Annotated in this window: 14 protein-coding genes; 5 read left to right on the top strand and 9 right to left on the bottom strand. The window is 73.8% G+C overall.

Features of this window, described 5'->3' with window-relative positions:
- Position 1 precedes the first annotated feature (1 nt).
- Complete coding sequence (gene mptB, locus EFE23_RS13395) at positions 2–1,405, bottom strand: polyprenol phosphomannose-dependent alpha 1,6 mannosyltransferase MptB (protein ID WP_199737059.1); 1,404 nt, start codon at positions 1,403–1,405, stop codon at positions 2–4.
- A gap of 44 nt (positions 1,406–1,449) precedes the next feature.
- Here mptB and EFE23_RS13390 point away from each other — a divergent pair, with 44 nt between their 5' ends.
- Complete coding sequence (locus tag EFE23_RS13390; protein WP_123241241.1) at positions 1,450–3,033, top strand: hypothetical protein; 1,584 nt, start codon at positions 1,450–1,452, stop codon at positions 3,031–3,033.
- Between the two features lie 624 nt (positions 3,034–3,657).
- Here EFE23_RS13390 and EFE23_RS13385 read toward each other — a convergent pair.
- A complete protein-coding gene (locus EFE23_RS13385; RefSeq protein ID WP_123241240.1) occupies positions 3,658–6,690 on the bottom strand; it encodes a bifunctional [glutamine synthetase] adenylyltransferase/[glutamine synthetase]-adenylyl-L-tyrosine phosphorylase in 3,033 nt (1,010 codons plus the stop codon).
- 1 nt (position 6,691) lies between these two features.
- Positions 6,692–7,459: a type 1 glutamine amidotransferase gene (locus EFE23_RS13380; RefSeq protein WP_123241239.1), complete on the bottom strand. Its 768-nt coding sequence runs from the start codon at positions 7,457–7,459 to the stop codon at positions 6,692–6,694.
- A gap of 364 nt (positions 7,460–7,823) precedes the next feature.
- On the opposite strand from EFE23_RS13380, the gene EFE23_RS13375 reads away from it, so the two are divergent.
- Entirely contained in the window at positions 7,824–8,753 is a 930-nt protein-coding gene (locus EFE23_RS13375; protein WP_123241238.1) for a S66 peptidase family protein, read from the top strand.
- A gap of 119 nt (positions 8,754–8,872) precedes the next feature.
- Here EFE23_RS13375 and EFE23_RS13370 read toward each other — a convergent pair whose 3' ends face one another.
- Complete coding sequence (locus tag EFE23_RS13370; protein WP_123241237.1) at positions 8,873–9,757, bottom strand: Vgb family protein; 885 nt, start codon at positions 9,755–9,757, stop codon at positions 8,873–8,875.
- A 179-nt stretch (positions 9,758–9,936) separates the two neighbouring features.
- On the opposite strand from EFE23_RS13370, the gene EFE23_RS13365 reads away from it, so the two are divergent.
- On the top strand, positions 9,937–10,392 hold the full coding sequence (locus EFE23_RS13365; RefSeq protein ID WP_123241236.1) for a hypothetical protein: 456 nt from the start codon (positions 9,937–9,939) through the stop codon (positions 10,390–10,392).
- An 82-nt stretch (positions 10,393–10,474) separates the two neighbouring features.
- Here EFE23_RS13365 and EFE23_RS13360 read toward each other — a convergent pair whose 3' ends face one another.
- From EFE23_RS13360 to glnA, 4 genes are all read right to left on the bottom strand, one after another.
- The gene (locus EFE23_RS13360) at positions 10,475–10,849 is read right to left on the bottom strand and encodes a VOC family protein (protein ID WP_123241235.1); all 375 of its coding nucleotides are present in this window, start codon (positions 10,847–10,849) and stop codon (positions 10,475–10,477) included.
- 96 nt (positions 10,850–10,945) lie between these two features.
- The gene (locus EFE23_RS13355) at positions 10,946–11,638 is read right to left on the bottom strand and encodes a helix-turn-helix transcriptional regulator (RefSeq protein WP_123241234.1); all 693 of its coding nucleotides are present in this window, start codon (positions 11,636–11,638) and stop codon (positions 10,946–10,948) included.
- Positions 11,639–11,671: 33 nt separating this feature from the next.
- Positions 11,672–12,097 carry a DUF350 domain-containing protein gene (locus EFE23_RS13350; protein WP_123241233.1) on the bottom strand — a complete coding sequence of 142 codons (426 nt, stop codon included), beginning with the start codon at positions 12,095–12,097 and terminating at the stop codon, positions 11,672–11,674.
- 80 nt (positions 12,098–12,177) lie between these two features.
- Positions 12,178–13,527: a type I glutamate--ammonia ligase gene (gene glnA, locus EFE23_RS13345; RefSeq protein ID WP_123241232.1), complete on the bottom strand. Its 1,350-nt coding sequence runs from the start codon at positions 13,525–13,527 to the stop codon at positions 12,178–12,180.
- A gap of 235 nt (positions 13,528–13,762) precedes the next feature.
- On the opposite strand from glnA, the gene EFE23_RS13340 reads away from it, so the two are divergent.
- Together EFE23_RS13340 and panB are read left to right on the top strand one after the other, a co-directional pair.
- On the top strand, positions 13,763–15,526 hold the full coding sequence (locus EFE23_RS13340; protein ID WP_123241231.1) for an NAD+ synthase: 1,764 nt from the start codon (positions 13,763–13,765) through the stop codon (positions 15,524–15,526).
- A 130-nt stretch (positions 15,527–15,656) separates the two neighbouring features.
- A complete protein-coding gene (gene panB / locus EFE23_RS13335) occupies positions 15,657–16,502 on the top strand; it encodes a 3-methyl-2-oxobutanoate hydroxymethyltransferase (RefSeq protein WP_123241230.1) in 846 nt (281 codons plus the stop codon).
- 46 nt (positions 16,503–16,548) lie between these two features.
- On the opposite strand, the gene EFE23_RS13330 is transcribed toward panB, so the two are convergent.
- Positions 16,549–16,992: a VOC family protein gene (locus tag EFE23_RS13330; protein ID WP_123241229.1), complete on the bottom strand. Its 444-nt coding sequence runs from the start codon at positions 16,990–16,992 to the stop codon at positions 16,549–16,551.
- Positions 16,993–17,002: the final 10 nt, after the last annotated feature.

Here is a 17,002-nt window from a genome sequence, read left to right as displayed (position 1 = left end):
CTCAGTCCGCGGGAACCGCCTGCCGTTCCGCCCGAGCCGACCGTACCAACCGGACGACCAGCACGATCACGAACAGCGTCATCAGCGGTGCACCCGGCATCTTGGTGAACCGGGGTAAACCGGTGCCGTCGGGCAGCACCAGGAACGACGACACCACGGTGACCACTGAGAACCAGCCGGTGCGGTGGGCGGTGGCGGCCAGCAGCGCCAGCGGCCACACCCAGTACCACGGGTGGAAGAGCGGGGAGAGCGCGACGGTCGCGGTCAACGCGAGCGCGGCGTGCCAGAACGGGTCCTGCCGGCGCCAGGCCCGGAACCAGAGCCAGACCAGCACCCCGACCAGGACCAGCAGGCCGATCGCCCGGGTCACCGGCAGCGCGTCGACGTGCACGCCGAACGGCGCCGCGAGATAGCCGACGGTCTGCCCGACGGCGGTGGACGGCGAGGCCCAGGCGACCACCAGGTTGCCCTGCTCCAGGCCGCTGACGAAGCCGAAGTCCAGACCCGCGGCGAGGGTCGCCGCGACCACCGCGGCCACCGCCGGGCCGACCACCCACGCGCCGTCGCGGATCAGCGTCCGGATCCGGTACGGCCCGACGATCGCCGCGAGCGCCGCGAACGGCACCACCACCAGCGCGGTGACCTTGACCGTGGCGGCCAGGCCGAGCAGCAGCCCGGCGCCGAGCAGCGGCAGGGGGCGGCCCGGCCGGGCGGCGACCACCGCCAGCCCGGCGACGAGCAACCCCACCATCATGGCGTCGTTGTGCCCGCCGGAGATCAGGTGCACCGGCACCAGCGGGCAGGCCAGCGCCAGCCAGATCGCCCGGCGCGGCGGCACCCCGCAGCGGCGTGCCAGCACCGGCAGGGCCCAGGCGGTCAGCGCCACCCCCGCCACCGCGAGCAGCCGAAACAGCGCCACGCTGCCGACCAGCGAGCCGGTCAGCTGCACCACCGCCCCGGAGAACACGATGAACAGCGGACCGTACGGGGCGGGGGTGTCGCGCCAGATGTAGGAGATCGTGTCCAGCCACGGGCAGGGCAGCGCGGAGACGCCCTGCTCGTACGGGCTGATGCCGGCCGCGTAGCTGGCCCCCTGACAGGCGTAGGCGTACATGTCCCGGCTGCCCAGCGGCGGGGTGACGAGCATGGGCAGCAGCCAGAGTGCGACCGTGACCAGCGCCCACCGGGTCGACGGGACGGCGTCGCGCAGCGCCCACCAGGCCCACGCGAGCAGCGCCGTGCCGACCAGCCAGAGGCCGATGATCAACGGCCCGTGCGGGCCCTGCCAGATGCTGACCGGGGTGGGGCGCAGGGCGCCGTGCGGCAGCGCGCCGCCGAGGACGGCGGCCACGGCGAGCAGCACCGAACCCGACAGGCCGATCCAGCGCGAGAGGTGGTGAGGCACGCCCGACATGCTGCCAGTACGGTGGGTCGCGATCGGAGGTGGGCATGCGGGGCAGTCGCGTGATGGCGCTGTGCGCCACGTCGGCGCTGGTCCTCGGCGTGCTCCAACTCACCCTCCCGGCCACCGGATCGGACATGTCCGCCCAGGTGGCCCGCGCCGGGTTCTTCGCCGAGCACGGGCCCGCCCTGGTCGACCTGCGGTGGTACGGCGGGGTGCACCCCTGGGGCTACAGCCTGCTGTCGCCTCCGCTGATGGCCCTGCTCGGGGTACGTCTCACCGGCGCGCTCGCGCTGCTCGCCTCGGCCACCGCGTTCGCGGCGCTGCTGGTCCGGACCCGGGTGCCCCGGCCGCTGCTCGGCGGCCTGGTGGGCGTGCTCACCATCGCCGCCAACCTGGTCTCCGGCCGGGTGACGTACGCCCTCGGGGTGGCCTTCGGGCTGGCCGCGCTGCTGGCGCTGACCCTGCCCACCGGCGTCCGATGGCGGTGGCCGCGCGCGGGCCTCGCCGTGCTGGCGGCCCTGCTCGCCTCGGCGGCCAGCCCGGTGGCCGGGCTCTTCGTGGGCCTGGCCGGCGTCGCGCTGCTGCTCACCCGCCGATACGCCGACGGCCTGCTGCTCGCCGCGCCCGCCGCCGCCCCGCTCGCGGTGACCGGGCTGCTCTTCGGCGAGGGCGGCTGGATGAACATCAGCCGGACCGATACGCTTCACGCGGTGCTGACCAGCCTGCTGGTGGCGGCGCTGGTGGGATACCGGCCGGTGCGGGTGGGGGCGCTGCTGTCCGCGGCCGGCGTGCTCGCCGCGGCGCTGGTGCACACCCCGGTCGGCCTGAACGCGACCCGGCTGGTGGTGATGTTCGCCCTACCCGTGCTGGCCGCCAGCGCGGCGCTACCCCGCCGGCTGGCGGACCGCCTGCCGCAGCGTGTGGCCCGGCATCGGGTGGCTGGCGCGGCGGCGCTGGCCGTGCTGCTGGCCACGGTGTGCTGGTGGCAGCCGCCCGTGGTCGCCGCCGACCTGCGCAGCGCGAGCGACCCCACCGCCGACCCGGCATACTTCGCACCGCTGCGGGCCGAACTTGCCAGGCGCGGGCTAACCGGCCGGGTGGAGGTGCCGCCGACCCGCAACTACTGGGAGGCGGCCCACCTCGGCGAGGTGCCGCTGGCCCGGGGCTGGCTGCGGCAGGCCGACATCGCCCGCAACCCGCTCTTCTTCACCACCGTCCCCGGGGCCCGCGGCACTGGCGTCGCACTCACCCCGGCGAGCTATCGCGCCTGGCTGACCGACAATGCGGTGGAGTACGTCGCGGTGCCTGACGCCGAACTGTCTTGGGTCGGCCGGGCGGAGACTCGACTCATCGAGGACCAGCTACCCTACCTGCGCCTGGTCTGGGCAAGTCAACATTGGCAGCTCTACTCGGTCGCCCAGCACACCTCCATCGTTGAGCCGCCAGCGACATTGATTTCTGCGACGTCAGACGCGGTGACAGTCAGCGCACCATCCCAACAGCGCATCCTGCTTCGCATCAGATACAGCCGTTGGCTCACGAGCGATCCCGGGGGCATCCTCACGCCTGCCGGAACATGGACCGCCTTGCGGACCTCGCGGCCCGGCATCTACACCATCCATGGCTGAAGAGCCATGGCCGCGGAGGGCCTCAGTCGACGCAAGAACACGAGGCTGTGACATTCACCACAGCCTTTCTTGGCTACCCATCGCAACCCAGCAGCATGAACGAGCCGCATGATCACGATGCGTAGACAAATCTTAAGCAAACGACCCACAAATCCTGCATGGCTCTATTCGGCGTGCTCAGGGCTCGCTCAGGGCTCCCTAAAGGAGAGCGAAGGATGCTACTGTTTCTGCCAGCTGCGCATCCGATAGTGATCCAGTGGTGCCGGCACCCAAGAATGACAGCCGGTACCAGGATTTCGACAAGTACCTTGCCGAGTACTCCGCCACCACTCACCGTTTAACGCTACCCGATGGTGGATCCTGGGGGGCAGAACCGACCAAACCTCCGGAGCCCATGCTCTATGCAAGGGGAGCGGAGCGGCTCTGGAGCAACTGGAAATGGTCAGGGACCTCCAAGTTTATCTCGTTGCGCTCGATCCCCCGGGCAAAAGACTGGTAGACAAGAGCATCGAAGAGGCCCGGCAGGGTATTACTACGACCATCGAGCAGGATGTTGCGGCGAATTGCAGCTGAACCACCACGCGTGACACTTCAACGAGCAGGGAAGCCCGCCGTTGGCTTCCATCAGCCATCGAAAACGCGCTCCATCGCGGCGCGGGACCGGCGGGTTGTGCGCAGGTACTCGTCGAGGAACTCGCCGGGGTCCTCCCGGCCGAGCAGGCGGGCCACCCCGGCCAGCTCCACCCCGTGCCGGGGCAGCTGGTCCCCGGCCCGGCCGCGGACCAGCATCAGCGCGTTGCGCACCTGCGCGGCGAGGGTCCAGCCGGCGGCCATCTCGGCGGCGTCCTCCGGGTCGACCAGGCCGGCGTCCCGGGCCGCCGCGAGGGCGTCGAGGGTACGCGTGCCGCGCAGCTCGGGTCGCCGGCCGGCGTGCCGGAGCTGGAGCAGCTGCACCGCCCACTCGACGTCGGCGAGCCCGCCCCGGCCGAGCTTGGTGTGGGTGGCCGGGTCGGCGCCCCGGGGCAGCCGCTCGGTCTCCACCCGCGCCTTGATCCGGCGGATCTCCACCACCTGCTCGCGGGTCAGCCCGTCGGCCGGGTAGCGGACCGGGTCGGCCATCGCCTCGAACGCGGCGCCCAGGTCGGCGTCGCCGCAGACGAACCGGGCCCGCAGCAGCGCCTGCGCCTCCCACACCTTCGACCAGCGGGCGTAGTACTGCGCGTACGCCGCGAGGCTGCGCACCAGCGGGCCCTGCCGGCCCTCCGGGCGCAGGTCGGCGTCCACCCCGAGCGGCGGGTCGGGGGCCGGCGCGGAGAGCAGCCGGCGCAGTTCCTCGGCGATGGCGTGGGCGGCGGCGCTGGCCGCGCCCTCGTCCGCGCCCGGCGGCGGGTCGTAGACGAAGAGCACGTCGGCGTCGGAGAGGTAGTTCGACTCGTACCCGCCGAGCCGGCCCATCCCGATCACCGCGAAGCGCAGCCCGGGCGGCGCCGGCTGGGTGGCCCGGGCGATCCGCAGCGCGGCGGCCAGGGTGGCGTCGGTGACGTCGGTCAGCGCGGCGCCGACCGCGCTGACGTCGACCAGGGTGGGCACCCGCTCGGCGCCGGGCTCGGCGGAGCGGGGGGTGAGCGGGGCGAGCGCGCCGGCCCGGCTGAGCAGGTCGGCGCAGGCCAGCCGGACCAGCTCCCGGCGGCGCAGGGCGCGGACCGCCCGGATGGCCTCGACCGGGTCGTCGTGCCGGGCCGCCGCCGCGGCGAACCCCTCGCCGAGCACCTCGCGCGGGCGTGGCGTCAACTCGCTGTCCTCGGCGAGCAGCCGCAGCGCCTCCGGTTCGCGGGCCAGCAGGTCGGCCGCGTACCGGGAGGAGGAGAGCACCCGGGCCAGCCGCCGGGCCACCGGCCCTTCGTCGCGCAGCAGCCGCAGGTACCACGGGGTGCTGCCGAGCTTGTCGGAGACCTGCCGGTAGTTGAGCAGCCCCCGGTCCGGCTCCGGCGCGTCGGCGAACTCGCTGAGCAGCACCGGCAGCAGGGTGCGCTGGATCGCGGCGGTCCGGCTCACCCCGCCGGTGAGCGCCTGGAGGTGGCGCAGCGCCCCGGCCGGATCGGCGAAGCCGAGGATCTCCAGCCGGTGTCGGGCCGCCTCCGGGGTGAGCCGCAGCCCTTCGGCGGGCACCCGGGCCACCGACTCCAGCAGCGGCCGGTAGAGCAGCTTGGCGTGCAGCCGGCGTACCTCGGTGGCGTGGGTGACCCACTCGGCGCGGAACTCCTCGACGGCGCTGCGGCCCGGGGTTGCCTGGTAGCCCAGCGCGGCGGCCAGCCAGCGCAGCGCGGCCGGCTCGGTGGGCACGGTGTGGGTGCGGCGCAGGCCCTGGAGCTGGAGGCGGTGCTCGACGCCGCGCAGGAAGCGGTAGCCGCGCAGCAGCGCCTCGCCGTCGGCCCGGCCGACGTAGCCGCCGGCGACCAGGGCGCGCAGCGCCGGGATCGTCCCCGGCGCGCGCAGCGACTCGTCGCCCCGGCCGTGCACCAGTTGGAGCAGCTGGACGGCGAACTCGATGTCGCGCAGCCCGCCCGGGCCGCGCTTGATCTCGCGTTCCAGCTCCTTCGGTGGGATGTTGTCGATGATCTTCCGGCGCATCGCCCGGACGTCCTCGACCGCCTCCGGCCGCTCGGCGGCGGTCCACACCAGCGGCGCGAGCTGGTCGATCCACTCCCGGGCCAGGTCGAGGTCGCCGGCCGCCGGACGGGCCTTGAGCAGGGCCTGGAACTCCCAGGTCCGGGCCCAGCGCCGGTAGTAGGCGAGGTGGCTGGCGAGGGTGCGGACCAGGGGCCCCCGGTTGCCCTCGGGGCGCAGCGCGGCGTCCACCGGCCAGGCGACCAGCCCGCAGATGTGGATCAGCCGGGTGGCGACGAGGGTCGCCGCGCCCAGGTCGTCGTCGGCGGCGGCGATGAAGATGACGTCCACGTCCGAGACGTAGTTGAGCTCGTCACCGCCGCACTTGCCCATCGCGACGACGGCCAGCCGGGGCGGGGGCGTCGCCTCCGGCAGCTCGCCCACCGCGATGTCGTAGGCGGCGGCCAGGGTGGCGTCGGCGAGCCCGGAGAGCGCCGCCATGGTCTGTTCCAGGCCGCGCCCGCCGGTCAGGTCGGCCGCCGCGATCCGCAGCAACGCCAGCCGGTACGCCTGCCGCAGCACCGGAATCGGGCCGGTGGCGGCGGTCAGCCGGGCGGCGGTGGCGAGGTCGAGCCGCCCCTCGGCGGGGGGCGCGAGCCCGTCCGCCTCGGTGGCCAGCACCCGCCACTGGCCGGGGTTGGCCACCAGGTGATCGCCGAGCGCCGCCGAGGCGCCGAGCACCGCGACCAGCCGGCGGCGCAGCCCCGGGTCGTCGTGGAGGGCGTCGAGCAGGCTCTCCTCCCCCGGCCCACCCGCCCCGGCCGCCCGGCGTTCCGCCTCGTCGAGGCGGTGCAGCTGGCGCAGCGCCAGATCCGGGTCGGCGGCCCGGGAGAGCGCGGTCAGCAGGTCCGCGGCGCGCTCGTCGGCGGGCTCCTGGGCGTCCGGCCGCCACAGCCGCAGCCCGTCCGGCCCGAGCAGGTCGGCGGCCCGCCCGCCGTCGCCCTCGGCGAAGCCGTACCGGGCGAGCCGTCCCCGGGTCGGTCGGGTCATCTCAGTGCCCGAGCAGCGGCAGGCTGCGGCGGGTGGAGTCGTCGTCCAGCTCGCCGAGGGCGAGCGCGGCGAACCGGATGGCGAACGGCTGCCAGACCGCCTCGACGTCGGCCATCACCCGGGCACAGGCGGCCACCACCAGCTCCGGGTCGTAGCCCAGCTCGGCGAGCTGGGCCGAGTCGCGGGCCCAGTCGGCGATCATCGCGGTGTCGCACTCGATGTGGAACTGCAGCCCCCAGGCCCGGTCGCCGAGCCGGAACGCCTGGTGCGGGTAGCGGGTGGAGGCGGCCAGCAGCGTCGCGCCGTGCGGCAGCTCGGTGATCTCGTCGGAGTGCCACTGCAACACGTCCGGCATCAGCGGCACGTACCGGAAGAGCGGGTCGTTGTCGGCGGCGTCCCGCTTGCCGACCACGGCCGGACCGATCTCCGGGCCGGACGGGCTGCGCTCCACCTGGCCGGCGTGCGCGCGGGCCAGCAGCTGCGCGCCGAGGCAGATCGCGAGGGTGGGGACGCGCTGCCGGACGGCCTTGCGCAGCAGCCCTTCGAGCGCCGGCAGCCAGGGCGCGCTGGGGCTGCCGTCCGGCAGCGGGTACGCCTGCTGGTCGCCGCCGAGCACCACCAGCGCGGCGTACCCGTCGAGGTCGGCGGGGAGTTCGTCGCCGGCGTGCGGGCGCAGCACGCGCAGCTCGATCCCTCCCTCGGTCAGCCACTCCCCCAGTCGGCGGAGGTCGTCGGTCGGGTCGTTCTCGATCACCAGCGCGGTCGCCACGACGTCGAGGCTATCGGGTACGCCCGACGCCGCCCGGTCCGGCTCGGCGCGCGGACGCGGTCGGGCGCCGCGGCGCGGTCCGGCGGGCAGGCGCGCGAGGCAGGGATGCCTGTGCGGCGCCCTTTCGACCTGATGTCGTGAACGATTCACGCCCGGGCGGAGCGAGCGCGGCCACGCCGTCCGGTCGGGTTGCGAGTCGTTGATGATGTCAGCTCGAAAGGCGGCGCAGGAAGCACCGGCACCCCCACCGGCGGCGCGATCAGCGGGCCGCGCCGCGCGGCCCGGACGCGGCGCGGGCGCTGGGGGCGGTGACCGGCTCGACGGGCGGCCCGGCCACGACGGCGGGGCCGTTAGGCTCCGGCACGTGCCCACCGACGACTGCCTGCGCCCCCCGGTCCTGCGTCCCGGCGACCCGGTGATGCTGGTGTCGCCGTCCGGCCCCACCCGCCCCGAGCGGGTGGCGCGCGGCATCGAACTGCTGACCGGCTGGGGGCTGCGCCCGGTGCTGGCGCCGAACGCGTACGCCCGCCAGGGCTACCTGGCCGGCGGGGATGAACTGCGCGCCGCCGACCTGAACACCGCGTTCGCCGACCCCGAGGTGCGCGGGGTGATCTGCACCCGGGGCGGCTACGGCGCGCAGCGGGTGGTCGACCTGATCGACATGGCGGCGGTACGCCGGGACCCGAAGGTGGTGGCCGGCTTCTCCGACATCACCGCGCTGCAGTTCGCGCTCTGGCGGGGCGCCCGGCTGGCCGGCGTGCACGGCCCGGGGGCGGCCTGGCTGGACGACCGGACCCCGCCCCGCTCGGCGGAGTCGCTGCACGCCGCGCTGATGACCACCGAACCGGTGACCGTCGAGGCGGTGCCGGAGGAGGAGACGTACCCGGTGCGGGTGCCCGGCCGGGCCGAGGGCCGGCTGCTCGGCGGCAACCTCTGCCTGATCACCGCGTCGATCGGTACCCGGGACATGCCGGACCTGACCGGTGCGATCCTGCTGATCGAGGAGGTGCAGGAGCCGCCGTACAAGGTCGACCGGATGCTCACCCACCTGCGCCGCTGCGGCGCGCTGGACGGGATCGCCGGGGTGGCGGTGGGTCAGTTCACCGACTGCGCGGACGGCTGGGACACCACCGTCAACGACGTGCTGGTCGAGCGCCTCGGCGATCTCGGCGTCCCGGTCCTCGGTGGCCTCCCGATCGGCCACGGCGTCGGCCAACTGACGGTCCCCGTCGGCACCCCGGCAACCCTCGACACCCAAACCGCCACCCTCACCGTCACCCCCGCCGTCACCTAACCCCCCACCCCACCCCCCCACCCCCCACCCACCCCACCCCCACCCCACCTGGTCGATCATGAAGTTGACGGCGGTTTGAAGATCGACGACTGCCGCCAACTTCATGATCGACCGACGGGTCAGGGGGTGAGGTGGGCAACCGCGCCGGTTTCGAGGGCGGCCCAGACCTGGGCGTCGGGGGTGACGGTGAGGCCGTGGGGTTCCGAGTGGGGGGTGGGCAGGTCGTGTCCGGTGATGCGGCCGGCGGGGTCGATGTGGCCGATCCGGTTCGCGCCCCATTCGGTGAACCAGCAGCTGCCGGCGGGGTCGGCCACGATGGCGTGCGGGCGGGCGGCGCGGTCCGGCAGCGGGAACTCGTCGATGGTGCCGTCCGGGGTGATCCGGCCGAGCTGACCGGCGGCGATCTCGACGAACCAGAGCGCGCCGTCCCCGCCGAGGGTGATGCCGACCGGCCCGGCGGCGTCGGTCGGCAGGGCGTGCAGGGCGACCTCGCCGTCGAGACCCACCCGGCCGATCGCGTTCGCCTGGTTGAGGGTGAGCCAGAGCGCCCCGTCCGGCCCGGCGGCCAGCATCGACGGGAAGCCCTTGGCGACCGGCAGCGGGAACGTGCTGACCTGCCCGTCGACGGTGACCCGGCCGACGGTGTCGTCGCCCATCCCCGCGTACCAGAGGGCGCCGTCGGGGCCGACGGCCAGACCGCAGGGGGCGGTGCCGGTTGGCAGCGCGACGGAGCCGGCCTGCCCGTCGACGGTGATGCGGCCGAGCCGGTGGTCCCCGGAGCGGGTGTACCAGAGGGCGCCGTCCGGCCCGGTGACGATGATCAGCGGCCGGCTCTCCGCCGGATCGGTGCGGTGGGTCCGCACCTCGCCGCCGGGTCCGAGCCGGGCGACGCCGCCCGACCCGGCCAGGGTGAGCCAGAGCGCGCCGTCCGGCCCGGTGGTGATCCCGTACGGTCCGGTGCCCGGCCCGGTCAGCGGAATCTCGCGGATGGCAGGAGGTGTCACGGCGCTCACCTTTCGCTCGGGAACGGCCCACGCTGCCGGAACCGGACACACTTCCGCAACCTGTTTGTCCGATTCGACGCCGCATTGTCAGCGTCTTCATAGGGTCGCGACGGCGTTTCCCCAGGTTCGACGGTCACTGTCGGTGGCGTCATCGCACCACCACCGAACTGGAGAACCGCATGATCCGCAGGATGTCGAGGAAGCAGCTGCTGGTCGGCCTGGCCGCCGCGGGGGTGCTCGGCGTCGGGATCGCCGCCCCGACGGTGGCGCTCGCCGACGACAAGAGCCCGAGCGCCAGCACGAGCACCGACCAGGGCGGCGACCGGCAGCAGCAGCGCGCCGACCGGCAGCAGGAGTTCGCCGAGTCGCTCGCGAAGGAGCTGGGCGTACCGACCGACAAGGTCACCGCGGCGCTGGAGAAGCTGCGCGACCAGCACCGGGCCGATCGGCCGGAGCGGCCGTCCACCGAGGATCGGCAGGCGAAGCTGAAGGAGCGGCTGGACCAGGCCGTCAAGGACGGCAAGCTCACCCAGGAGCAGGCCGACGCGGTGCTGAAGGCCGTCCAGTCCGGCGTCTTCCCCGGCCCCGGTGGCGCCGGCCACCGCGGCGGCTGGCACGGCCACGGCGACAACTGACCCGGGTGGCCCCGCCGCCCCTCAGCCCGGCCGTACCTCCCTCCCGGCCGGCACGGCGGGGCCACCCACACTGCTCCGGCGATCAGGCGGCGGCTGCCGGCGGGGTGAAGACGCCGATGTGGTTGCCGGACGGGTCGAGCAGATGGGCGAAGGTCAGCCCGCTCGGCGTCGTACGCAGCGGCACCAGCACCTTGCCACCGGCCGCCTCGGCCCGGCGGCAGGTCTCCGCCACGTCGGCCACCTCGGCGTAGAAGATCGCGTAGTTCGGGGACTGGCCGTTCGTGGCCCGGATCGCGCCCCCGATCCCCTGCTCCTCACCGGCCGCCGTCTGCCGGTACGACGCACCCGGGCCGCCCTGCTCCTCGAAGGTCCAGCCGAACAGGTCCGCGTAGAAGCGCTCGACCTCCTCCGGCCGGTCGGAGCCGATCTCGAACCAGGTGACGGGCGTGCGGGACATGGTTCCTCCTCGGTGCGCCGGCCGGTCGGCCGGCGTCGTCAGAAGTCAGCCTCGGCGACGTCCGCGACAGCGTCCTGTCGGTGTTTCCCCGCGTTCTCAGACCAGGCTGAGCGGGCGTACCCGGTCGTGCGGGATGTCGATGTCCTCGGGGCGCAGCTCCCGGGTCACCGGCTCGGCCAGCGGGCGCACCGAGACGATCCGGTCGGTCCGGAAGCAGCGCAGCCCGTCCCGCAGCCGGCACCAGGCGACCAGGTACCAGTGCGTCGGGTTGCCCAGGTAGGCCAGCGGCTCCACGTCGCGCACCGAGCCCGCGCCGGCGCGGTCCGCGTACCGCAGGCGCAGCACCCGCCGGGCGGCGACCGCGTCGGCGACGGCGGCCGGGACGGGCGTGGCCGGCCCACGGCCGATGAGCCGCACCCGGCCGGCGAGGCGGTGCGCCTCGGCCACGTCGGCGGCGGGCATCACGGCGACCAGCTTGCGCAGCGCCGCACCGGCGGCCGCGGCGAACGGCGTGCCGTCGAGCCGGTGCAGCGCCACGGCCATCGCCACCGCCTCGGTGGGGCTGAGGTTGACCGGCGGCAGGGTCCGCGCGCGGTCGACCATGTAACCGCCGGTGCGGCCCGGCTCGGCCCAGATCGGCACGCCGGCGCCCTGGAGCGCGGCGATGTCGCGCTCGATGGTCCGGGCGCTGACCTCGAAGCGCTGGGCCAGCCAGCGGGCACTGCGCGGGCGCGGCGACACCGCCCGCAGCTCCTCCACCAGGGCGTAGAGACGGTCGGTCCGGTTCACGTCCCGGACGCTAGGCCCTGGGTACGACAGTGCTCAGGCGATGCAGGCGCAGACGATCAGCGCCGCGCCGAAGTGGGTGGCGGCGCTGACCCGGGCCGCCGGGTGCGGCTCGTCGGAGCAGATGATCTCGCCCAGCCGGCCGGGGGTGAGCAGGTCGAGCACGAAGAAGGCCAGCGCCATGATGGCCAGCCCGATCACGCCGAAGATGACCGTCGAGGCCAGGCCCTTGGTGAAGTCGCTGTAGCTGGTCAGGATCGCGGTGAAGACGATCCCGGCGATGCCGAGCTGATTGGCGGCGAGCAGCAGCCCCGCGTTGCCGTTGCGGCGCACCCAGATCAGCTCGCGCAGCCGGCCCGGGGTGAGCAGGTCGACCAGCAGGAAGCCGGCCGCCATCAGCGCCACCCCGACGACGCCGAACACGATGCTCTGCCACGCCCCGTTGAGCAGATCTCCCAGCACCGAACGCCTCCCCGGCTCGCCTGCCCGACGCGCGTGCCGGGGCGGTGCCGCAGACGATAGCGGCACCGCACCACAGTGATCTAGAGCGAGAGGTAGCGCTGCCGCTCGTACGGGGTGACCTCGCGGCGGTACTGCTCCCACTCGGCCCGCTTGTTGCGCAGGAAGAAGTCGAAGACGTGCTCGCCGAGTACCTCGGCGACCAGCTCCGAGCCGGCCATCACGTCGATCGCCTCGGCCAGGTTCTCCGGCAGCGCCTCGTAGCCCATGGCCCGCCGCTCGGCGCTGCTCAGCGACCAGACGTCGTCCTCCGCGCCCGGAGGCAGCTCGTACCCCTCCTCGATGCCCTTGAGGCCGGCGCCGAGCATGACCGCGAAGGCCAGGTAGGGGTTGGTCGCCGAGTCCAGCGAGCGGACCTCCACCCGGGCCGAGTTCGGCTTGCCGTAGGCCGGCACCCGGACCAGCGCGGACCGGTTCAGGTGGCCCCAGCAGACGTACGCCGGGCTCTCGGTGATCCGGTCCGGCAGCGCCTGCGGGAAGAGCCGCTTGTACGAGTTGACCCACTGGTTGGTGACCGCCGTGTACTCGCGGGCGTGGGTGAGCAGCCCGGCGATGAACGACTTGGCCACCTTGGACAGCTTCATCGGGTCGCCGGCGTCGTGGAACGCGTTGCGCTCCCCCTCGAACAGCGACAGGTGGGTGTGCATGCCGCTGCCCGGCTGGTCGGTGAAGGGCTTCGGCATGAAGCTGGCCTGCACCCCGGTGGAGAGCGCCACCTCCTTCACCACGTGCCGGAAGGTCATGATGTTGTCGGCGGTGGTCAGCGCGTCGGCGTAGCGCAGGTCGATCTCCTGCTGGCCGGGGGCGACCTCGTGGTGGCTGAACTCCACCGAGATGCCGATCCGCTCCAGGGCCAGCACCGCCTGGCGGCGGAAGTCCCGGGCCACGGCGTGGGTGGTGTGCTCGAAGTAGCCGCCGGTGTCCACCGGGGTCGGCAGCGAGCCGTCGTTGGCGCCGTTCTCGAGCAGGAAGAACTCGATCTCGGGGTGGGTGTAGAAGGTGAAGCCCTTCTCGGCGGCCTTGGACAGTGCCCGGCGCAGCACGTGCCGGGGGTCGGCCCAGGACGGGCTGCCGTCGGGCAGGAGGATGTCGCAGAACATCCGGGCGCTCTCGCCGCTCACCCCGCCCTCGAACGGGAAGACCTGGAAGGTGGTCGGGTCGGGCATGGCCACCATGTCGGACTCGAAGACCCGGGCGAAGCCCTCGATCGCCGAGCCGTCGAATCCGATGCCCTCCTCGAAGGCCGCCTCCAGCTCCGCCGGGGCCACCGACACGCTCTTGAGCGTGCCGAGCACGTCGGTGAACCACAGCCGGACGAACCGGATGTCCCGCTCTTCCAGCGTACGGAGGACGAACTCCTGCTGACGGTCCACTTCCCCAACCCCTCGCGACACTCTTGTCCGCCTTCGGCCGGGCTTTACCCGACCTGACCGCCCAGTCTCCCCGGGCCTCGTTACGCCGACGTTACGCGACCACCCCGGCGGTCGTCCTGCCGTGTCCCGCCCCGGGGACGCCGCCCCGCCGGCCGGCCCGCCGCCCGGAGCGAGGTGTCCGGCGTCTCCCGCGTCCGGCCGGATTCGGCCCCTCCGGCTGGGGCAAGATGAGGGCATGCCCACCCTGCGTCTCGCCCTGTGCCAGGTCAACCCCACCGTCGGCGACCTCGCCGGCAACGCCGACCTGGTCCGCGCCTGGACCCGCAAGGCCGCCGACGCCCGCGCTCAGCTCGCCCTCTTCCCGGAGCTGATGCTGACCGGGTACCCGGTGGAGGACCTGGTGTTCCGCCGGTCCTTCGTCGCCGCGTCCCGGGCCGCACTGGAACGGCTCGCCGCCGACCTGGCCGCCGACGGGCTCGGCGACCTGCCGGTCCTGGTGGGCTACCTGGACGCGGACGGCCCGCCCCAGGTGAGCGGCGACGCCGAGCCGGGCAAGGGTGCCCGCAACGCCGCCGCGCTGCTGCACCGCGGTGCGGTCGCGGCCCGGTACTTCAAGCACCACCTGCCCAACTACGGCGTCTTCGACGAGGACCGGTACTTCGTCCCCGGCGACACCCTCACCGTGGTGCGGATCGGCGGGGTGGACGTGGCGCTGACCATCTGCGAGGACCTCTGGCAGGCCGGCGGCCCGTTCGCCGTCGCCCGGCAGGCCGGCGTCGGGCTGGTGCTCACCATCAACGGCTCGCCGTACGAGCTGAACAAGGACGACGTCCGGCTGCCGCTGGTCCGCCGCCGGGCCGCCGAGGCCGGCGCCGCCATCGCGTACGTCAACATGGTCGGCGGCCAGGACGAGCTGGTCTACGACGGTGACTCGATGATCGTCAGCGCGGACGGCATGCTGCTCGCCCGGGCGCCGCAGTTCGTCGAGCACCTGCTGGTGCACGACGTCGAGCTGCCGGCGGCGAAGGAGCGCGTCGAGCCCGTCGAGCAGCTCGCCGACGACATGCGGGTGGTCCGGGCCAAGATCAGCGACATCCTCCCGCCGGCCCCCACCGGGGCGGTCGCGCGCGGCGGGATCATCGAGCCGGTCGCCGACGAGGCCGAGGTGTGGCAGGCGCTCGTGCTGGGCCTGCGCGACTACGTCAACAAGAACCGGTTCCCGTCGGTCGTGCTCGGCCTGTCCGGCGGCATCGACTCCGCCGTGTGCGCGGCCATCGCGGTCGACGCGCTCGGTCACGACCGGGTCGTCGGGGTGTCGCTGCCCAGCCAGCACTCCTCGGAGCACTCCCGGGCCGACGCGGCGGAGCTGGCCAAGCGGACCGGCCTGGACTACCGGATCGAGCCGATCCAGCCCATGGTGGACACCTTCCTGGCCAACATGTCGCTGTCCGGGGTGACGGTGGAGAACCTCCAGGCCCGGGTGCGCGGCGTGATCCTCATGGCGCTGTCGAACCAGGAGGGTCACCTGGTCCTCACCACCGGCAACAAGAGCGAGCTGGCGGTGGGCTACTCCACCCTGTACGGCGACTCGGTGGGCGGCTACAACCCGATCAAGGATGTCTGGAAGACGCTGGTCTGGCGGCTGGCGAAGTGGCGCAACGCGGACGCCGAGCGCCGGGGCGAGACTCCGCCGATCCCGGAGAGCTCGATCGGCAAGCCGCCGTCGGCCGAGCTGAGCCCGGGCCAGCTCGACAGCGACAGCCTGCCCGAGTACGACGTGCTCGACCCGATCCTGATCGGCTACGTCGACGGCGACCTGGGCCGGGAGGGGCTGATCGCGTCCGGCCACGACCCGGCCGTCGTGGACAAGGTGCTGCGGATGGTGGATACCGCCGAGTACAAGCGCCGGCAGTCCGCCCCCGGCACCAAGATTTCGATCAAGGCGTTCGGGCGGGACCGCCGGCTGCCGATCACCAACCGCTGGCGCGAGCACGGCTGACCACTTCCCCCGGCCCGGGCCGGGGGAAGTGAAATCCTCCACTCCGACCTGCCCACGGCCGGTTCTCCGGTGCGACGATCGCGGCGGAACCCGGGGACCGCGAGCGCGGCCTCGAGGAAGGAGAAGAGTCATGGTGGAGTCCACCCCGACCGAGGTGACCGCCCTCTACGGCGGGCCGGCCACCCGGCGGGTCCGTACCCGCGATCTGATCGCCGCCAAGGACCGCGGCGAGCGCTGGGCGATGCTCACCTCGTACGACCAGTACACCGCCGCGATCTTCGACCAGGCGGGCATCCCGGTGCTGCTGGTCGGCGACTCGGCGGCGAACAACGTCTTCGGGTACGAGACCACCCTGCCGGTGACCGCCGAGGAGCTGCTGCCGCTGGTCCGCGCGGTGGTCCGGGCCACCCGGCAGGCACTGATCGTCGGTGACCTGCCCTTCGGCTCGTACGAGGAGGGGCCGACGCAGGCCCTGCGGACCGCGGTGCGGTTCATGAAGGAGGGCGGCTGCCACGCGGTGAAGCTGGAGGGCGGCCGGCGGTGCGCCGCCCAGATCGAGGCGATCGTCGGGGCCGGCATCCCGGTGATGGCGCACATCGGCTTCACCCCGCAGAGCGAACACACCCTGGGTGGCTACCGGGTGCAGGGCCGGGGCGACACCGCCGAGGAGGTGATCGCCGACGCCCGGGCGGTCGCCGAGGCGGGCGCCTTCGCGGTGGTGCTGGAGATGGTCCCCGGTGAGGTGGCCAAGCGGATCACCGCCGAGCTGCGGATCCCCACCGTCGGCATCGGCGCCGGCCCGGACACCGACGGCCAGGTGCTGGTCTGGCAGGACATGGCCGGGCTGCGCACCGGCAAGGCCCCGCGCTTCGTGAAGCGCTACGCCGACCTGGCCGGGGCGTTGACCGACGCCACCCGCCGCTTCGCCGACGAGGTACGCGGCGGCGAGTTCCCCGCCGCCGAGCACACCTTCTGACCGCACGCCGGGCGGCGCGGCCCCCGGGTCGCGCCGCCCGGCCGGATCAGACCACGCAGAACTCGTTGCCCTCCGGGTCGGCGAGCTGCGCCGAGTAGTAGCCGTTGTCGGGGTCGTCCATCGACCCGAGCACCCGCGCGCCGAGCCCGGTCAGGCGCGCCACCTCGGCGTCGACCGCAGCCCGTCGGCGGGCCAACGGCACGCCCCGGCCGCCGCCGACCTTCAGGTCGATGTGCAGCCGGTTCTTGATCGACTTTGACTCCGGGACCGGCTGGAACCAGATCCGCGGCCCGGCCCCGGTGGGATCCTCCAGCCGGTCCGCGCAGTCACCCTCGCCCAGTTCGTCGGCCGGAATCCCCACCGACAGATACCAGTCCCGCCAGGTCGCATGCCCGTCCGGCGCCGGCTGCGGCCGGTAGCGCAGCGCCTCGGCCCAGAACGCGACGAGCCGCGACGGCTCCCGACAGTCGATCACCAGTTGCCACTCCATCCGGCGATGG

The organism is Micromonospora solifontis, assembly GCF_003725545.1.
Taxonomy (GTDB): domain Bacteria; phylum Actinomycetota; class Actinomycetes; order Mycobacteriales; family Micromonosporaceae; genus Micromonospora; species Micromonospora solifontis.
The sequence above is the reverse complement of the archived record's forward strand: the minus strand, read 5'-3'. Positions and strand labels throughout refer to the sequence as shown.